At 32.9% G+C, this 16,422-nt stretch carries 17 protein-coding genes, 1 pseudogene and 1 other annotated feature (1 of these 19 running past the window's edge); of the genes and pseudogenes, 2 read left to right on the top strand and 16 right to left on the bottom strand.

All coding sequences use genetic code 11. From position 1 onward, the window contains the following. Positions 1 to 184, bottom strand: a binding site (T-box leader); it reaches 20 nt to the left of the window's first position. Between the two features lie 58 nt (positions 185 to 242). Together ETI37_RS06025 and ETI37_RS06020 are read right to left on the bottom strand one after the other, a co-directional pair. Beyond that, positions 243 to 593, bottom strand: coding sequence for a winged helix-turn-helix transcriptional regulator (locus tag ETI37_RS06025; protein WP_006587153.1), 351 nt, complete (start codon positions 591 to 593; stop codon positions 243 to 245). 72 nt (positions 594 to 665) lie between these two features. Then, positions 666 to 1,433: a TrmH family RNA methyltransferase gene (locus ETI37_RS06020; RefSeq protein WP_006586474.1), complete on the bottom strand. Its 768-nt coding sequence runs from the start codon at positions 1,431 to 1,433 to the stop codon at positions 666 to 668. Between the two features lie 85 nt (positions 1,434 to 1,518). Between ETI37_RS06020 and ETI37_RS06015 the strand changes: the two genes are divergently transcribed. Continuing rightward, positions 1,519 to 1,794 carry an acylphosphatase gene (locus ETI37_RS06015; RefSeq protein WP_006586473.1) on the top strand — a complete coding sequence of 92 codons (276 nt, stop codon included), beginning with the start codon at positions 1,519 to 1,521 and terminating at the stop codon, positions 1,792 to 1,794. A 56-nt stretch (positions 1,795 to 1,850) separates the two neighbouring features. After that, positions 1,851 to 2,825: a membrane protein insertase YidC gene (gene yidC, locus ETI37_RS06010; RefSeq protein WP_006586472.1), complete on the top strand. Its 975-nt coding sequence runs from the start codon at positions 1,851 to 1,853 to the stop codon at positions 2,823 to 2,825. A 34-nt stretch (positions 2,826 to 2,859) separates the two neighbouring features. On the opposite strand, the gene ETI37_RS06005 is transcribed toward yidC, so the two are convergent. From ETI37_RS06005 to adhE, 14 genes and pseudogenes are all read right to left on the bottom strand, one after another. Beyond that, positions 2,860 to 3,465 carry a response regulator transcription factor gene (locus tag ETI37_RS06005; RefSeq protein WP_006586471.1) on the bottom strand — a complete coding sequence of 202 codons (606 nt, stop codon included), beginning with the start codon at positions 3,463 to 3,465 and terminating at the stop codon, positions 2,860 to 2,862. A gap of 2 nt (positions 3,466 to 3,467) precedes the next feature. Further along, positions 3,468 to 4,571 (bottom strand): sensor histidine kinase, encoded by a 1,104-nt coding sequence (locus ETI37_RS06000; protein ID WP_006586470.1) that lies wholly within the window; start codon positions 4,569 to 4,571, stop codon positions 3,468 to 3,470. 18 nt (positions 4,572 to 4,589) lie between these two features. Continuing rightward, positions 4,590 to 5,327 (bottom strand): ABC transporter permease, encoded by a 738-nt coding sequence (locus ETI37_RS05995; RefSeq protein ID WP_022091113.1) that lies wholly within the window; start codon positions 5,325 to 5,327, stop codon positions 4,590 to 4,592. Positions 5,328 to 5,329: 2 nt separating this feature from the next. Continuing rightward, the gene (locus tag ETI37_RS05990; RefSeq protein WP_006586468.1) at positions 5,330 to 6,199 is read right to left on the bottom strand and encodes an ABC transporter ATP-binding protein; all 870 of its coding nucleotides are present in this window, start codon (positions 6,197 to 6,199) and stop codon (positions 5,330 to 5,332) included. 127 nt (positions 6,200 to 6,326) lie between these two features. Then, positions 6,327 to 7,895, bottom strand: a complete 1,569-nt coding sequence (locus ETI37_RS05985) for a HAMP domain-containing sensor histidine kinase (RefSeq protein ID WP_006586467.1) — start codon at positions 7,893 to 7,895, stop codon at positions 6,327 to 6,329. Further along, the gene (locus tag ETI37_RS05980; protein ID WP_006586466.1) at positions 7,870 to 8,592 is read right to left on the bottom strand and encodes a response regulator transcription factor; all 723 of its coding nucleotides are present in this window, start codon (positions 8,590 to 8,592) and stop codon (positions 7,870 to 7,872) included. The genes ETI37_RS05985 and ETI37_RS05980 overlap by 26 nt, the downstream gene beginning before the upstream one ends. Positions 8,593 to 8,766: 174 nt before the next feature. Next, complete coding sequence (locus ETI37_RS05975; protein ID WP_006586465.1) at positions 8,767 to 9,312, bottom strand: DUF177 domain-containing protein; 546 nt, start codon at positions 9,310 to 9,312, stop codon at positions 8,767 to 8,769. Further along, the gene (locus ETI37_RS05970) at positions 9,312 to 10,466 is read right to left on the bottom strand and encodes a nucleotidyltransferase (protein WP_006586464.1); all 1,155 of its coding nucleotides are present in this window, start codon (positions 10,464 to 10,466) and stop codon (positions 9,312 to 9,314) included. Before ETI37_RS05970 ends, ETI37_RS05975 begins: the two co-directional genes overlap by 1 nt. A 2-nt stretch (positions 10,467 to 10,468) precedes the next feature. Then, positions 10,469 to 10,816 carry a ribosome silencing factor gene (gene rsfS / locus ETI37_RS05965; protein WP_006586463.1) on the bottom strand — a complete coding sequence of 116 codons (348 nt, stop codon included), beginning with the start codon at positions 10,814 to 10,816 and terminating at the stop codon, positions 10,469 to 10,471. A gap of 2 nt (positions 10,817 to 10,818) precedes the next feature. Beyond that, on the bottom strand, positions 10,819 to 11,427 hold the full coding sequence (gene yqeK / locus ETI37_RS05960) for a bis(5'-nucleosyl)-tetraphosphatase (symmetrical) YqeK (protein WP_006586462.1): 609 nt from the start codon (positions 11,425 to 11,427) through the stop codon (positions 10,819 to 10,821). Continuing rightward, positions 11,420 to 12,049: a nicotinate-nucleotide adenylyltransferase gene (locus tag ETI37_RS05955; RefSeq protein ID WP_006586461.1), complete on the bottom strand. Its 630-nt coding sequence runs from the start codon at positions 12,047 to 12,049 to the stop codon at positions 11,420 to 11,422. The genes yqeK and ETI37_RS05955 overlap by 8 nt, the downstream gene beginning before the upstream one ends. Positions 12,050 to 12,062: 13 nt before the next feature. Beyond that, positions 12,063 to 13,172 (bottom strand): ribosome biogenesis GTPase YqeH, encoded by a 1,110-nt coding sequence (gene yqeH, locus ETI37_RS05950; RefSeq protein WP_006586460.1) that lies wholly within the window; start codon positions 13,170 to 13,172, stop codon positions 12,063 to 12,065. Next, entirely contained in the window at positions 13,157 to 13,687 is a 531-nt protein-coding gene (locus tag ETI37_RS05945; RefSeq protein WP_006586459.1) for a YqeG family HAD IIIA-type phosphatase, read from the bottom strand. Before ETI37_RS05945 ends, yqeH begins: the two co-directional genes overlap by 16 nt. Positions 13,688 to 13,774: 87 nt before the next feature. Further along, positions 13,775 to 16,314 (bottom strand): annotated as a pseudogene (adhE, locus tag ETI37_RS05940) (bifunctional acetaldehyde-CoA/alcohol dehydrogenase). Between the last annotated feature and the right edge of the window lie 108 nt (positions 16,315 to 16,422).

The raw sequence follows: 16,422 nt of genomic DNA, 5'->3' as shown, positions 1-16,422 counted from the left end.
GTACCACCCTCGTTTAGGGATAGAATATCCCTACACTTAACTTTCGATAACGGGAAATACCGGAATTGATTAAAATTCAACTTACAAGGTGAAATTCATAAGCCATAACTTAGATTAATCTCAGCTAAATAATCCTCTCTGTTAAGTAAAAGAACTTACTACTAGTCTTGCTAAATGTTTTTATCTTTATTGTTATAGTTAGTATCTTAAAACTTTTAGCAAAAACATGCAACTAGTATTCTTTATACTTCCCATCGATCAGCCCACTCATGAACTTGATCAAATACAGGCTTTAATTCTGCGCCTTTTTTAGTTAGCTTATAAGTAATAATACCTGAATCTGAAACTGAGCGCTTAACAATCTTTAATTCTTCTAATTCTTTTAGTCGTTCAACTAATACTCGATCTGAACAAGCATGAACCGCATTAGCCAAGTCTTTAAAACGCATCGGAGTAAAACTACATAATGAGCTAATAATTAATCCATTCCATTTTTTACCAATAAAAGCAAAGGCATTGATAAAATGTTCGCAGTTTTCAAACTTATTGTGACAGCCTTGGCAACCATCTTTTTCTTGAGAAGCAGTTGACATATGTCTTCCTCCTTTAAATTTGTTGTTAATATAATTATACTTGCTTTCACTTACTAATTACAAGTGAGAAATTTAAGCAAAGTGATAAATCATAATACCTGCTGCAATTGCTGCATTTAATGATTCGGCTTGACCCTTTATAGGAATAAATAATTTTTCATCAGCCAAATTTACAGCATCCCCACTTACACCATTAGCTTCATTTCCAATAATTAAAGCCAATTCTTTAGTTTTTTCAAAATCAGGCAATTCTTTTGCTTCATCATCTAAAACTGACGCATAAACCGGAATATAATTTTCTTTAAATTGCTCAATTGTTTTTAAAAGGTCCGCTTTGATGATTGGAATATGGAATTGACTTCCTTGCATTGCTCTTTGTGTTTTAGGATTGTATAAATCAGCACAATTTTCTGATAATACTACCCCATTAAAACCAGCTGCATCTGCCGTTCTAATAATTGTACCAATATTACCAGGATCAGCTAATGAATCAAGTAATATCCATTTACCAAAATTAAAAGTAAAATGCTTAGGTTGATTTATTTTTAAAACCATAAATACATCTTGCGAATTAGTTGTTGCACTAAGATGCTTAGCAACTCGCTCATTAATTTGAATTAAGCGTTTATCAGTTAAGTCTAAGTGGTATTGAATACTCAACTTTTCAAAAGCAGCTTGAGTAGCTAATAAATACTTAAAATTAAGTTTACTTTTAAAAGCTTCATCTACTAGATGAAAACCTTCAATTAAATAAAAGCCTTCTTGTTCACGATATTTTTTCTTATTTAGCTTAGCTAAATTTTTTATTGTTTGATTTGTTGTTGATGTAATTTTTTGCATGTCATTCTCCTTAGTTCACTACACTATTTTATGTTAGAAGTTTAAAATATTAAATAGTAGATTGTATTCATAAGGAGAAAAAATTATGGAAACAAGAGAAATTCATGTATACGGACTAGTTCAAGGGGTCGGATTTAGATGGTGTACTCAAATATTAGCAAAGAAGTTTTTCTTAAAGGGCTGGGTAAGAAATGAAAATGATGGTAGTGTAACTATCCTTGTTCAGGGGAAAGATTATATTTTAGAAAAATTTATTCAAGAATTACCATCTGCCCAAGGTCCTACTGCAAGAATTGATAAAATTGAACAAAAACAGTTGACAAATGTGGCACCTTTGACCCGTTTTACGGTAAAATATTAGCAAGTTGTTTTATTTAAAACAGAGAATTTATAGAAATTAAGTGGTGTATTTAATTAATGAAAAAAAACAAAAAAATCTTACTGTTAGTTAGTTTAGTGGCTATGTTAGCAGTTATTCTAACTGGTTGTGCTGCTTACAAGACTGGTGCAAACGCTGCACCAAAAGGTGGCTTTTTTGGGTTAATCTATCAGTTTATTGGTATCCCAATAAGAAATATTATGCTAGCAACTGAAAATGCCATCGGAGGTACAAATGGTGCTGGTTGGGCAATTGCAATTATTACAGCTGTAATTCGTTTTGTACTATTACCTTTAATGCTTTCAAGTTCTAAAAAGTCAACGATTCAGCAAGAAAAGGTTAGTCGCTTACAAGACCAATTCAAACTTATCCAAGACGCCTTAAAAGATCGTTCTTTAACTCCTGATAAGCAAATGCAAATCAGCCAACTTCAACAAAAAGTTTACCGTGAAAACAATTTAAGTATCACTGGTGGAATTGGCTGTCTACCATTAATTGTTCAATTTCCTTTCATGATTGGTATTTATCAAGCAGTAGCCTATTCAGATGCTCTATATAAATCAAGCTTTTTCGGAGTATCACTTGGTAAGCCATCACTACTTTTTGCAATTGTCGGTGCACTATTTTACTTAGCTCAAAGTTTATTAATGCTTCGTGGAGTTAGTGAGCAACAACGAGCAGCAATGCAATCAACTATTTTTATTAGTCCATTAATGACATTATTTATTTCAATGTCTACACCAGGTGCATTGGGTCTTTACTTCTTAGTTGGTGGGATAATTGCTTTAATTCAACAAGTAATTGTAACTTATATTATCTTACCAAGAGCAAAAGCCAAAATTGATGCTGAACTAAAAGAAAAGCCAATGAAAGTAGTTGTAACAAAAGAAATAATTGACGATATTATTGGAAATGATTCCGATAATTCTGTTAACTCATCAGACTCAACTAGTTCTACAGAAGAAGAATTGCGTAAAAGAAATGCTGGAAAGCAAAAACGTGAAAATAAGTAAAAAAATAAAGCCTTTTGGCTTTATTTTTTTTACTCTAAATCCAGCCCTTATTTCGTGCTAAGTTAAGTGCTTCCAATCTTGATGATGTTCCTGTTTTACTTAAGATAGAAGAAATATAGTTGCGAACTGTCCCTTCTGATAAAAATAATTTTTGAGCTAGTTCTTTGGTGGTAGCTACTTGTTCCAACATTTTTAAAATATCCATTTCACGATTTGTTAAGGGGTTATCTACTTCATTTAAAACACCACTTACCAGCTTGGGATCAAAGACTGTATTCCCATCTAAAATAGCCCTAATTGCCTTTACCAGCGAATCACTTGGACTATCTTTTAAGAGGTAGCCATCAACTTTTTGAGCTAATGCTTCTTTAAAGTAATTAGCTCGAGCAAAGGTAGTCAAAATAATTATTTTTCCAGGATAGTTCTGCTCACGTAACTCTTTAGCAATTTCTAAGCCACTTTCTTTCGGCATTTCTATATCTAGTAATGCAACCTCAACCTTTAAAGTGATGATTTTATTTGCAACATCTTCACCCGTCAAGCTAGTTCCTACAACTTCAAAATCATCTTCTAAATCTAACAACATCTTCAAGGCTGAATTTAACAATTCTTGATCTTCAGCTAAAAATAACCGTGTCATAACTACTCCTTAGGAATACTAATACTAATTTCAACACCATTTTTGTCAGAAATTGCAAAGCTTCCTTTTAATTTTTCAGTTCTTGTTTGCATCCCACTAATCCCAAAATGTTCACGACTAGTATTAGCTTTATTTTTAAATCCAATTCCATTATCTTTAATTCTAACAAAATAATTATTAGAATCTTCATTAAAAGTAATTCTAACTAAATTACCATGGCTATATCGAATCGCGTTGGCAATAGCTTCTCTAATAATAAATGATAACTCATTTTGGATATTATCAGGCCAAGTAAAGGCTTGTGCTTGATTTTCGGTTGTCAAATCAAATTTGGCATTTTCTAGATTTTCACTTTCAACAGCTAAGACCTGAACTAACTTTTGCTTACGTAAATCAGCTACGATTTCCCGAACGAGATTTAAATTATCCCTCGCATTCTCGCCAATTTGCTGAATTTGCTTCTTGGCTAAGTCTGGTTTTTTATCAACCAGTTTCTCTGCCAAATCAGCATTAATGGCTAAAGTTGAAAAAACTTGTCCTAAATTGTCATGAAGTTGCCCAGCAATGCGATCACGTTCAGATTGCTTAATAATAATTGATAATCTTTCATTATCTTGTTTTAACACGAATCTTTTTCTTTGAGAAACAGCGAAAGAATGAGCAAAAAAGACGCAAGAGTATGCAAAAAGCAAGCCAAAAAACAAATTAATATCAAACCCCTGCTTAATAACCGTATAAACTGCACATGCTGTTACAGAACTAAGATAGATTACTACTCTATTTTTGAAAATATGGGGTTTAATTTCACTAAAACCAATACAAAAACCTGCAAAAATAAAATTATAATAATATTGATAATTAATAACCCATAATGCCGCAATTGCAATCATGGCAGTAATTTCCCAATCATAATTTGGGATTTCTTCGCCATATGAATCACGATAAAATTTAGCAAATGGTATTAATGCTAAAAAACAAACCCAGTCAAATAAGTTTTTTATCGGTAATGCAGCAAAAACTGCAAAAAATAAAAACAATAAATAGTAATAAGGCATTGCCCCATACTTTTTTGGAAAAAGGACATGCCTATTAAGAAATTCTTTCAATATTTTACTCCTTGGCTATTAAGCTTTACGCCCCTTATTTTTGACAACTAGTCCTAAGATTAAAATTAGCACAATTAGCCAGACGAATAAAGTTTGTAATTGATTACCACTCATATTTTGCTTTAGTAATAAATCTAAACTTAATTGAGAAGCTGGATACCCTGGCATGATTTTGCCGATTTTTTGTAAATAATCAGGCATCATGCTCAAAGGCCACCATAGTCCCGACAAAATTGCAATTGTAAACATAAGTAAGTTTGCCAATGCACCAACTGCATTTTCATCGCCAACAAAAGAAATTAAGACTCCTAGTAAGGCAAAAGGTAAACATAAAACTGGTACTGCAACCAGTAAAACAAGCCAATTTTCTAAAGATAAATTAACCTTATTAATAAAAACGCCAACTAATGCTACTGCCGAAACAGCAATTATATTCATAAACTCAAATACTAAAAAAATATTTGCATAATAACTGTTTAAACTAGTTGGGGATAATTTAACAAATAGTTTGAAACCTTTTTTATCGTCACTTGATAAAATTCGAGAAAGTGTTGATAGCGAATTTATTAAAATACCATAAACAATCATACTTACTAAAAAGCGCTTATTCCAACCTGCAGGTGCATCAGTAATTGCTACTTTGGTATAAATTAAGTAAAAAACTGCAGGTAAAGAAATTATGAAAATAAAGAAGAAGGGGTTTCTAAGTAAAAAACGCTTTAAATTTATCTTCAATTGATAGGCAAAATTATTCATTATTAATCCTCCATCCATTTTTTCATTAAGTTTTCGAGATTACTTTGAGAGATTTCAAGGTTTTCCACTTGATTGAGATATTTGATAAAGCTTGGTAAAAATGCATTCAAGCCATTAACTTTTAAAACATAGTGATTGTTATTTTCGTTAATATCAACAACTGCAGGTAAATTAACAAAGCTAACTTTTTCAAGTTGACTAACAAAGCTAACTTTAACAGTTTGATTTTGCTTTTTCATTTGCTCTAAACTGCCATCAAAAACTAGTCGGTGATTGTTAATAATCAAATAACGTCCTGCGACTTTTTCAAGTTCTTCTGGGTAGTGACTTGTTATTAAAAAAGTTGTCCCTAGCTTTTTAAAACCATTTATCTTTTGCCAAAATTCATTTCTAGCTTCAACATCCATTCCTGCTGTAGGTTCATCAAGGAAAACCAGCTTAGGGTTTCCTGCCATTACAATTGCAAAAGAAACCCGCTTTAGTTGTCCACCAGATAGTTTATCCGTGTATTTATCTAGTAAAGCACCGATATTAGCCAATTCAACTAATTTATCAAAAGGCATTGGACTTTTATAAAATGATCTAGCTAAGTTTACCGCTTCTTTGACTTTAACTCGATCTAAGATAATAGATTTTTGAGGCATCACGCCAATTAAATTTCGATTTGGTTTTGATTGACCAAAGATTTTAACTGTTCCAGTATCTTTAGAAAGCAAATCATTAAGTAACCTAATTAAAGTGGTTTTCCCAGCTCCATTTTTCCCTAATAAAGCAACAATTTCTCCTTCTTTAATTTTAAAATTAATATTGCTTAAAACAGCTTGCTCATTAAATGCTTTAGATAGATTATGTACTTCAATTGCGTAAGTCATTTTTGGCTTCCTCCTTTAACTATTTATAGTCTATCGGAGAAAGAAAACACTCTGTAGTAAGTTTCATCATAATAAACTATGACTTTTGTCATAAAAAAAGCTAGGTCAAAAACCTAGCTGTTTTATCTTATTTGCCTCTTTGGGCCTTTTCTTTTTTCTTATTTAAAAGCTTAACTTCTTTTTTAGTTAACACAGGGAATCGTAAGATAAAGTTACTTCCATTACCTAACACTGAATCAACACTAATCTTCCCATGATAACTTTGGGTTAGTTTTTGAGCGATTGATAATCCTAATCCATTACCGCCCTTTTCACGGGTTCTTGCCTTATCAACTCGATAAAAGCGGTTAAAGATCTTACTTTTTTCGCTTTCAGAAATTCCCTCACCAAAGTCTTGAACACTTACAACTACTTCACCATCTTCAACACTTGAACTAATAATAACTTCATTGCGATCAGTTGAATACTTTATTGCATTATCAATTAAAATAATCAACAATTGTTCAAAATGACTATGATACATTTGAATCATTGTATCTTCATTTAAATCATTATTAAGTCGCAAAGTAAAGTCTTGATGAACGAGTTGTAAATCACTTACTACTCTGGTTAAAACTTCAGAAACATTAGTTACTTCATTAGGATATTGAATGTCAATTTGTTCAGCTCTAGTTAAATCGAGCATTTCTTGAATTAAATGCTTCATTCTTTCTGCTTCTTGTAAACTAGCCTTTATCGACTCATCTAAAATTTGTGGATCATTTTTGCCCCAACGTTCAAGTAAAGAAAGATGTCCCTCAATTACGGCAACTGGTGTCCTCAATTCATGGGACACATCTCCAACAAATTGCTTTTGTTGCTGGATATATCCCTGAACTCGGTCAAGCATTTGATCAAAACTCTGAGCTAATTCTCCCAATTCATCATCCCGTTTCAAATCAGGAATTCTAACATCACTATTAGGGTCTTTGTTAATTTGTCTTGCAACTTTGGACATTGCATTCAATGGCCAAACAATTCCTCTAATAATGAAGTAAGATATCAAAATAAAGATTATAGTAGCTCCAATTGAAATTCCAATCATCCATGCTCTAACTTTGTCCATCATTGAATTGAAATTGGACATATCATCTGTTACAGCAATATACCCCGTAATTTTGCGATTATTGGCTGAGCGAATTGGCTGATAAATCGTCAAACTTTGTTTACCTAAATTTAATTTAATTTGTTCTTCCTTATGAGTTATATTAGATAAAAAATCTGCCTGATTTTTACCATTAGAAAAAACAACATCACCTGATTTATCAAAAATCACTACACTGATATCTTGATTTGTTAAATTTTGCAAAATATCATCACTAAAGCCATTTTCAGTCGAACTAGTATTATTATCAGCAGCTGAAATTGTTGGACCACCATTTAAAATCCTTTGTGTTGTAGGTGATAAAGTGGGAACCACATTTGAAATCTGCAATTCCTTATTAATTGAACTTAAACGATGTTCAAAATTTTCAACAACAGTTTCAGCAACTTGACGCTCTTGATTTAAAAACTGTTGGCTAACAATTGAATAAATAATTACGGAAAAAACAAGAAAAGAGACCGTAATAGTCAAAGCTACAAGACTCACCCATTTCTTGACTAATGACGTATTTTTGGTCTCTTTCTTTTTAGTTTGCTTCTGGAACTGGTGCATCGTCTTCTCTTACCATGTAACCTGTACCTCTGACAGTCTTAATATATGAAGGACGGTCAGGAGCATCAATTTTATTTCTTAAATAACGAACATATACTTCAACAACATTAGTTTCAATATTAGAATCAGGTCCCCAAATCTTGTTCAGCAATTGTTCACGGCTTACTACATTATTCTTATTATCAATCAAAGTCATAAGCAAGTTATATTCACGCTTAGTAAGATCGATTGTCTTATCGCCTCTATGCACAATTCTGTTTGCAGTTTCAATAGTTAAATCATTAAACTTAACCACTTTTTGCTTAATTGCTGCATTGCTTGAAACTTTCTTTTCAATGTTTACTCTACGTAAAACGGCACGTAAACGAGCTAATAATTCTTCAATTGCAAAAGGTTTTACAATATAATCATCTGCACCATGATCTAAGCCAGAAACACGGTCAATAACTGAATCTCTTGCAGTCATCATGATAATTGGTGTAGTTTTAACTTGGCGTACACGACGAGCAATTTCTAGGCCATTCAAGTCTGGTAACATTAAATCAAGTAAAATTGCATCAAACTTTTCATTTAATGCTAAATCCAAACCCCGACGTCCATTATTTTCTACAACAGTTTCATATTCTTCATGTTGTAATTCTAATTGAACAAAACGGGCTAAATTCTTTTCATCTTCAATAATTAAAATCTTAGCCATTCTTTCTGATCTCTACCTTCTATTTATTAAAATTTTAAATGATGTTATCTAAGAAAATAAATCCATTTTAAAAATAAAATAGATTTACCTCCCTTTTTAATAATTCAATAATATATTAAAAACTAAGCTTTGACAATAATCAAGCCCCAAAAGAAAAAAGCCTTAAAAAAGGCTTTATTTTTCATCACTATCTGGGAATAAATCTTTTAATTTAGCAAAAGCTGGATTGATTTTTTCTTCATTTTGCTTTTCTAAACTTTCTTCCGAAACTACTTCCCATCCAGTCCCTTGAGGGAACTCATTATTTTCTTCTTCATCTTTGGTAAGGATAGTCGTTGGCAAACTTAATAACAAATTATCTTCAATTGCTGTTTGCAAGTCAATTGTATCCTTATCAATTGGAACAATCATATCTACTTCTTCTTTTTCCTCATTAGTTGGTTCACGATCTAAATAATTTTCAGTAAAAGAAAAATTCAAATGCATCGGAACAGGCGCTAATGACCTACTTGATGGAGCAACAACATCAGCTTCTACTTGAAAATTTCCTGTTACAAAAGGTTCCTGATAAAACATTTGCCCCTTAACCTGAATATTCTTAGCATCAAGCAACAATTCTTTAGCTCTTGCAAAAAATTCAGGTCTTGTTTCTAGCTTCGTGGTAATTTCAGTTAATGGTTCTTTGCTTTTTTTTATTTGAGAAAAATTAATTGTTAGCATTATTTCACCTCGATTGGTTTTTGACCAAAGTTTTGATCACGGCCAATAATTTGTTCAAATAAACGATCTACTCTTACATCAAGTGCCAAACTGCCTATTTGACTATTTTTATGATCGACTTTAGAAATAATTGGCAATTCAACATCTTTTCGTATTTTCTTTAAATAGTTTCTTCCGCGCTTACTGTACCCTAAAAGAACACTCGAAACGTCCGCTTGACTATTAGCAATATCTTCATTAGTTACTCCTAATAAAGTATATAAGCATAATCTTCTTAGTCTAGAATAGGTATACCGTTTAGACTTAATATGTCTTAAAAATTCTGTAAAATCCCGTGCTTCATGAATTTCTGCTTTTAACTTGTATTCTAAACCTTCACTCATTTGATAAATTTGTTGCAATTCAGCTAAACTAGCTGATTCAATTTTATATTTTAAAAATGGAAATAATAAATTCCAATTAGGATAAACACTCTGAGCTAATAATTGCTCTGCTTCTGCCTTAGGTAGCCATTGTTTTAAATCAGCTAAATCAGGTTCTTCAAGCAAAAGATTTCTAATTGCACTTGCACTTTGAACTACCTTTTCACGCTCAAGTAAGTCATCATGATTAGCACCAATTCTAGTAATGGGACTTAATTTTAATTTTTTGGCTAAATCTGCATTAGCAACAGCATAAGCTAAAGCCAAAATAATGTTAGGTTCATTAACTTCTCTACCAACTTCACGAGCAACCATTTGGTTATATTGAGTTGAATAAGTTTGAGTATAATCATTAAAGTCCATTTTACTTTCTGGAATTTGTTTAATTTTTTCACCTAAATAAGCGAAGTTTAAATTGGCATCTTCTACACCAAAAACCAATTCCTCACAACCTAATTTGCTTAAAATTTCCATACTACCTTTTGCAAAAATATCAGCTGCTTGAACACTTGTAGCAAAAGGCATTTGAAAAACTAAATCTGCACCACTAGTTAAAGCATATTTGGCACGAGTCCACTTATCCGTAATTGCCATTTCACCTCTTTGTACATAGTTTCCAGACATTATTACGATAATTGGATCCTCGCCAGCTTTTAATCTAGCCTGATTCATTAAAAATTCATGGCCTGAATGAAAAGGGTTATATTCTGCAATAATTCCAACAACTGACATTACTAGTCCTCAGGAATATCTAGTTTTTTACCGTTTGCCCAAAGACTTTCAAGTCCATAAAAGTCACGAGCATCTTCAGTAAAGATGTTTACAACAATATCTCCTAAATCAACCAAAAGCCAATTGGAATCTCTAGTTCCTTCCACCCGATAATCGTGGTAATCATATTCTCTTACTTTATCTAAAATACTATTCACTAAAGCGTGCAATTGTCTGTTAGAACTAGCACTAGTTACAATATAGAAATCTGCTAAGATGCTAATTCCTCGCATATCATATGCTTCAGTTGCTTCACCATGGCGGTCACTAATTGCGTCTAAAGTAATATCTAATAATTTTTCACTATTCAAATTTATTTCTCCTTTTTAATTCCCCAAACATTATATGCTGCTAATGTTTTAGGATATATTTTTTGTCGATTATTTGCTAAAAACTGCAATGTATGGGCCAATTCATAACCAACACCATCATTTAAGTTAGCAAAAGTAACTTCTCTTGCTTCATCTACACCAGAAAAGCTACGTCCAGGCTCAATATAATCAGCAACAAAGACAATCTTATCTAAAGTTGTCATTTCCACATCCCCTGTAGTATGACGCCTTATTGCTGTTAAAATTTCTGAATCCGTAATACCTAAATCACGTTTAATAAAGTAAGTTCCAACAATTCCATGCCAGATTGCCCGATTCCAATTTAATAGATCTTGATCAAATCCATTGCTTTTATCTTTAATTACACGAATAAATTCTTCATTAGCTACTTGCTTGGCATAATCATGAATAAACCCAGCTAAAGCAGCCTTATCTTCATCATAATTATTAAGTTTAGCTAACTTTCTTGCAGTAATACTAACGCCTTGGCAATGCCGAAAGCGTGCTTCATCCATATTAGCTTGTACCTTGTCTACTAATTCATCACTAGTTAAATTAGAAAAAGTTTTGCTTAATAAGAAATCAGTCACGATACAGCCCCCTTTGTTCAATATATTCTCGAACGCTATCAGGGACTAAATATCTAATTGAAGTGCCAGTTTTTACAGCATGGCGGATTGCGGTTGATGATAAGCGAATATCAGGAGCATCAACCCAAATCAATGGGTAATGTGCTTCTTGAGTATAACCTGGGCGACGAATTCCTACTAAAGTAGCCAATCTCGCTAACTCATCTGCATCTTTCCATGTGTGGAATGAATTTACCTGATCACTGCCCATAATCAAGTAATAATTATTTTCAGGAGCTTCTTTTTTTAAATAATGCATTGTATCAATCGTATAAGAAATTCCACCACGATACAATTCAAGAAGCATAACCTTGAATTTAGGATTATTTTTTGTAGCAAGTTCAAGCATATTGGCCCGATCCTCAGCTGGAATATTTAAAGCCAATTCTTTATGAGGAGGAATATTATCTGGAATAAACCAAACTTCATCTAAGTGTAATTTGGTCATCACTTGTTCTGCTGCGACTAAGTGAGCAATATGAACTGGATTAAAGGTACCTCCCATAATCCCAATTTGTTTACCTGAAACTTTCTTAATTTCTTGAGCCCTAACTTTAGGCTTATTTGCTACAACACAGTCCATTTTTATACCTCTATTAAATTAAAGCACGTCTAATCCCTTGACCAATTCCTCCTGGTAAGTAAGTCTTAACTACCACACCAGCTGGAACAGTAATAAACCCAATTCCTCCAAATAACAAATCACTTTTAGTAGTCGGATGATAAGTTTGGCCTTTCATTGCTGGTAAATTTTCATCTCCATGTGGTGGGGTAAGTAAATCACCAACATGCTTTTCATAAAATTCATCAGCATTTTCAGTTTTAGTACGATGTACATACAATCCGCGTGCAGTATAAACAGTAAAACTTGTCTTTTCACCACTAACAAAGTCGATTCTACCTAAACCACCTAAAAAGAGGGTTTGCCCACTATTAAGCTGATAAGTTGCTGGCTTTAATGGCTTTTTAGGAGCAATCAAATCTAAATCTTTCGAATTTAAATATGATGCTAGCTGCTTATCTGTCATAATTCCTGGAGTATCAACTAGATAATGCCCTGAATCAAGAGGAATCTTTATTTGGTCAAGTGTAGTCCCTGGGAAACGAGAAGTGGTAATTAAATCCTTTACATCCCCCATTAAATCAATAATTGAATTAATTAAAGTTGATTTACCAACATTTGTTGTACCTACGAAGTATACATCTTGATTTTGTGATGCTCGATCTAAATATGCAATTAAATCTTGTAAGTTTCTCTTTTTAGCAGCACTAATCAAGAAAATATCCTTGGGATAAAGTCCCATTCTATTTGCTTCTTGACGCATCCAATCTTTGATCTTAGATTCCTTAGAATTGAGTGGGAAAAGATCAACTTTATTGCCAACTAAAATAAAATCATTATTGCCAACAAAACGTTTTAATGATGGAATCAGCGAATTGTTGAAGTCAAATAAATCTACCACATTAACAATTAAAGCTTTTTTGTCACCGAGTGAATTTAATAAACGAAGGAAATCATCATTATTCAATTCCACTGGCATAATTTCACTATAATGTCGTAATCTAAAGCAACGCTTACAATATACTTCTTGGTTTTCTCCTTCAAGAGCCTTATTTAATGCACTTGCAGGCAAAAAACCAGCTTCATTTTCATCTTGGCTCTGTAAAACAGCCCCACAACCAATACATCTTAATTCTTCATCCATTTTAGGCTCTCCTTGAACTCAATTTTTTTGTTTATATTTAAAAAGAAAAAGATAATCTTCTCAAAAAAGCGATTAATCCTTGTATTCCATTTATCAGTTTCAACAAGAGGCTTGACTAAAACTGTCTTAACACCTGCCAAATTACCGGCTTGAATATCAGTGATTAACTGGTCGCCTACCATTATAACGTTTTCTTTTGATAAATTATAATGCTCAAGTGCTTTTAAAATGCCAAATGGTAAAGGCTTTCTTGCATTTGCCCAAAAAGCAACATCAAATTTACTTACAGCCTTACTTACACGTTCAGGATTATTATTTGAAATAACTATCAACTTAATTCCTGCTTCAGCTAATTTCTTATTTAAGATTGCCATTTCTTGACTACTATCTCTGATATTCCATGCAAGTAAAGTATTATCTAAATCAGAAAAAACAGCCTTAATACCCATTTTTTTCAATTCAGTGGGATCTAAATGATATATTGTATCAATCGTATAAATTGGTCTAAAAATCATTAATCTACTCCTATTTTATGTACTCTTTATTATATGAAAAAAAAGCCCTCTCCTCAACAATTGAGAATAGGACTTTATTTTCTGCAACTAAGCTTGATAAATTTTTAACAGTAAATCTTTAATTTCACCAATTAACATTGCTGAAGGATTGGTTACAGTATTTTGATCACCATATGCTTCAACAGCAATTTCACTTAAATGCTGTTCAGACTCACTTTTACTAATACCATAATCTTTTAAACTCAAACTGATATCTAAACTGTGAGCTAAATCAATAATTTTTTGACACAATCCATCAATAAATTCAGCATCATTAGTACCTTTGATTCCAAGACTTTGAGCAATTTTGACATAATCTTTATCTGCTCGATAAGTAGCATAATGAGGCCACATAGCTAATTTGTTAGGTCTTTTTGCATTAAAACGAATAACTTCTGGCATAACCAAAATATCGCTAACTCCACTTGGTAAATTAAAGTGTGAAGATAAGCAATGCGCAATTGAATGACCAATTCCTAAAAAGGCATTGCCATAAGCCATCCCTGCAAGGGTAGCAGCATTATGCATCCGATTGCGAGCAACTAAGTCGCCCTTATATGACTGTTCAAGGTTTTCAAAAATCAAGTTAATTGCTTCCATTGACCAACCACGGGTAAAATCAGTTGCCATTGTTGAAACGTAGGACTCAATGGCATGTGCCAAAGCCTCAAAACCTGCTGCAGCCACTAAATTTTCAGGTAAATTCTGAACAAATTGATCGTCCACAATAGCTACATCTGGATTCAATGAATAGTCACAAAGTGGGTGTTTAATTCCGGTCTTAGCATCTTTAATAATGGCAAACGGTGAAACTTCCGAACCTGAACCTGAAGTGGTTGGTATGCAGACTAGCTTTACTTTATTATCTTTAGGGAACCGCACTGTTCGCTTACGAATATCCAAGAATTTTTGATAACTATCTTCAAAAGTCATATCAGGATTTTCATAAAACAGTCTCATTGCTTTGGCAGCATCCATAACACTACCTCCGCCTAAAGCAATGATTACATCAGGATTAAAGATTTTCATCCTATGAACTCCGTCAAAAATTACATCACTATCGGGATCAGGATTTACCGCTTGAAAGATTTCATAACTTTTTTCTCCTAATCGATTTGCAAGAATATCTGTAATTCTATTTCCAAATTCATTAGCAACAGTTTGATCTGTAACAATAAAGAAGCGATTAACATCTGGCATGTGTCGTAAATAATTAGCTGCATTATGTTCAAAATATGTCTTTTTTGGAACCTTAACCCACTGCATATTATCTCGTCTCATTGCCACTGTCTTTATATTAAGTAAATCACTAGCTGATACATTATGAGAAAGGGCATTAGCTCCATAAGTTCCTGTTCCTAAAGTTAATGAAGGTAACAAATTATTGTATAAATCACCAACACCACCTAAAGCAGCTGGAGTATTTACCAAAATTCGACATGCAGACATTTTCATTGAAAATTCTTTAATTAAAGCTTGATTATTAGTATGAATTCCAGCAGTATGTCCACGACCCCCATAATTCAGCAGTTCAGCACAAATCTTTAATGCATCTTCATGATCCTTAGCTTTGTACAAAGTAAATACTGGCGACAATTTTTCTGCTGATAATGGATATTTTTTCCCTACTCCCTTATATTCTGCTATTAATACCTTGGTATTCTCAGGTACTTCTAACCCACAGAGTTTAGCAATCTGATATGCACTTTTACCAGCAATCGGACCAGCTACTGTTCCACGTTTTGGATCAATAAATTTCTCTGTAAAAGGCTTAATTTCATTCTTTTTGAGGAAGTAGCAATTCCACGCTGCAAATTCTTTTTTTACTTGATCATAAATACTACTATCCACGACAACACTATTTTCTGACGCGCAAACCATACCATTATCAAAAGTTTTAGATAAAACTATATCATATACAGCTCTTTTAATATCAGCTGTTTCTTCAATATAAGCAGGCCCATTACCAGGACCTACTCCAATGCCGGCTTTCCAGAAGAATATGCTGCTTTAACCATTGCAGGACCACCTGTTGCCAAAATTAGCTGCACATCTGGATGATTCATTAAAGTATTTGTTGCTTCAATACTTGGCTTTTCAATCCATTGAATACAATCTTCTGGAGCACCAGCATTAACTGCAGCCTTGCGAATAATTTCGGCAGTTTTCACACAGCAATTCTGAGCTTGCGGATGAAAACCAAAAATAATTGTATTTCTTGTTTTCAATGCAATTAAACTTTTAAAAAGTACAGTCGATGTTGGATTGGTAACAGGTGTTACTCCAGCAATAACCCCAACCGGTTCTGCTATTTTTATTAATTCTCGTTCCTTATCCTCACTAATAACGCCAACCGTTTTTTCATGTCGTAATGAATTCCAAATGTTCTCAGTGGCAAACATATTTTTTATTGCCTTGTCTTCTACAACTCCTCGACCTGTTTCTTCAACAGCCATTTTTGCTAAGGCATAATTATTTTGTTCTCCAGCAATTGCAACTGCTTCACAAATCTTATTAACTCTTTCTTGATCAAATGTTGCCATTATTTCCAAGGCCTGATGAGCCTTTTTAATGTATTTGTTTATCATTGATTCCACTGAAGTTTTATTATTTACTTGTGACTCAGATTTTTTTGATAGTACCACGATTCATGCCTCCAACTTTGTGAATTATTTATCAAGAAAAGTATAGATCCA

It is taken from the genome of Lactobacillus mulieris, assembly GCF_007095465.1.
In the GTDB taxonomy this organism is placed as follows: domain Bacteria; phylum Bacillota; class Bacilli; order Lactobacillales; family Lactobacillaceae; genus Lactobacillus; species Lactobacillus mulieris.
The sequence above is the reverse complement of the archived record's forward strand: the minus strand, read 5'-3'. Positions and strand labels throughout refer to the sequence as shown.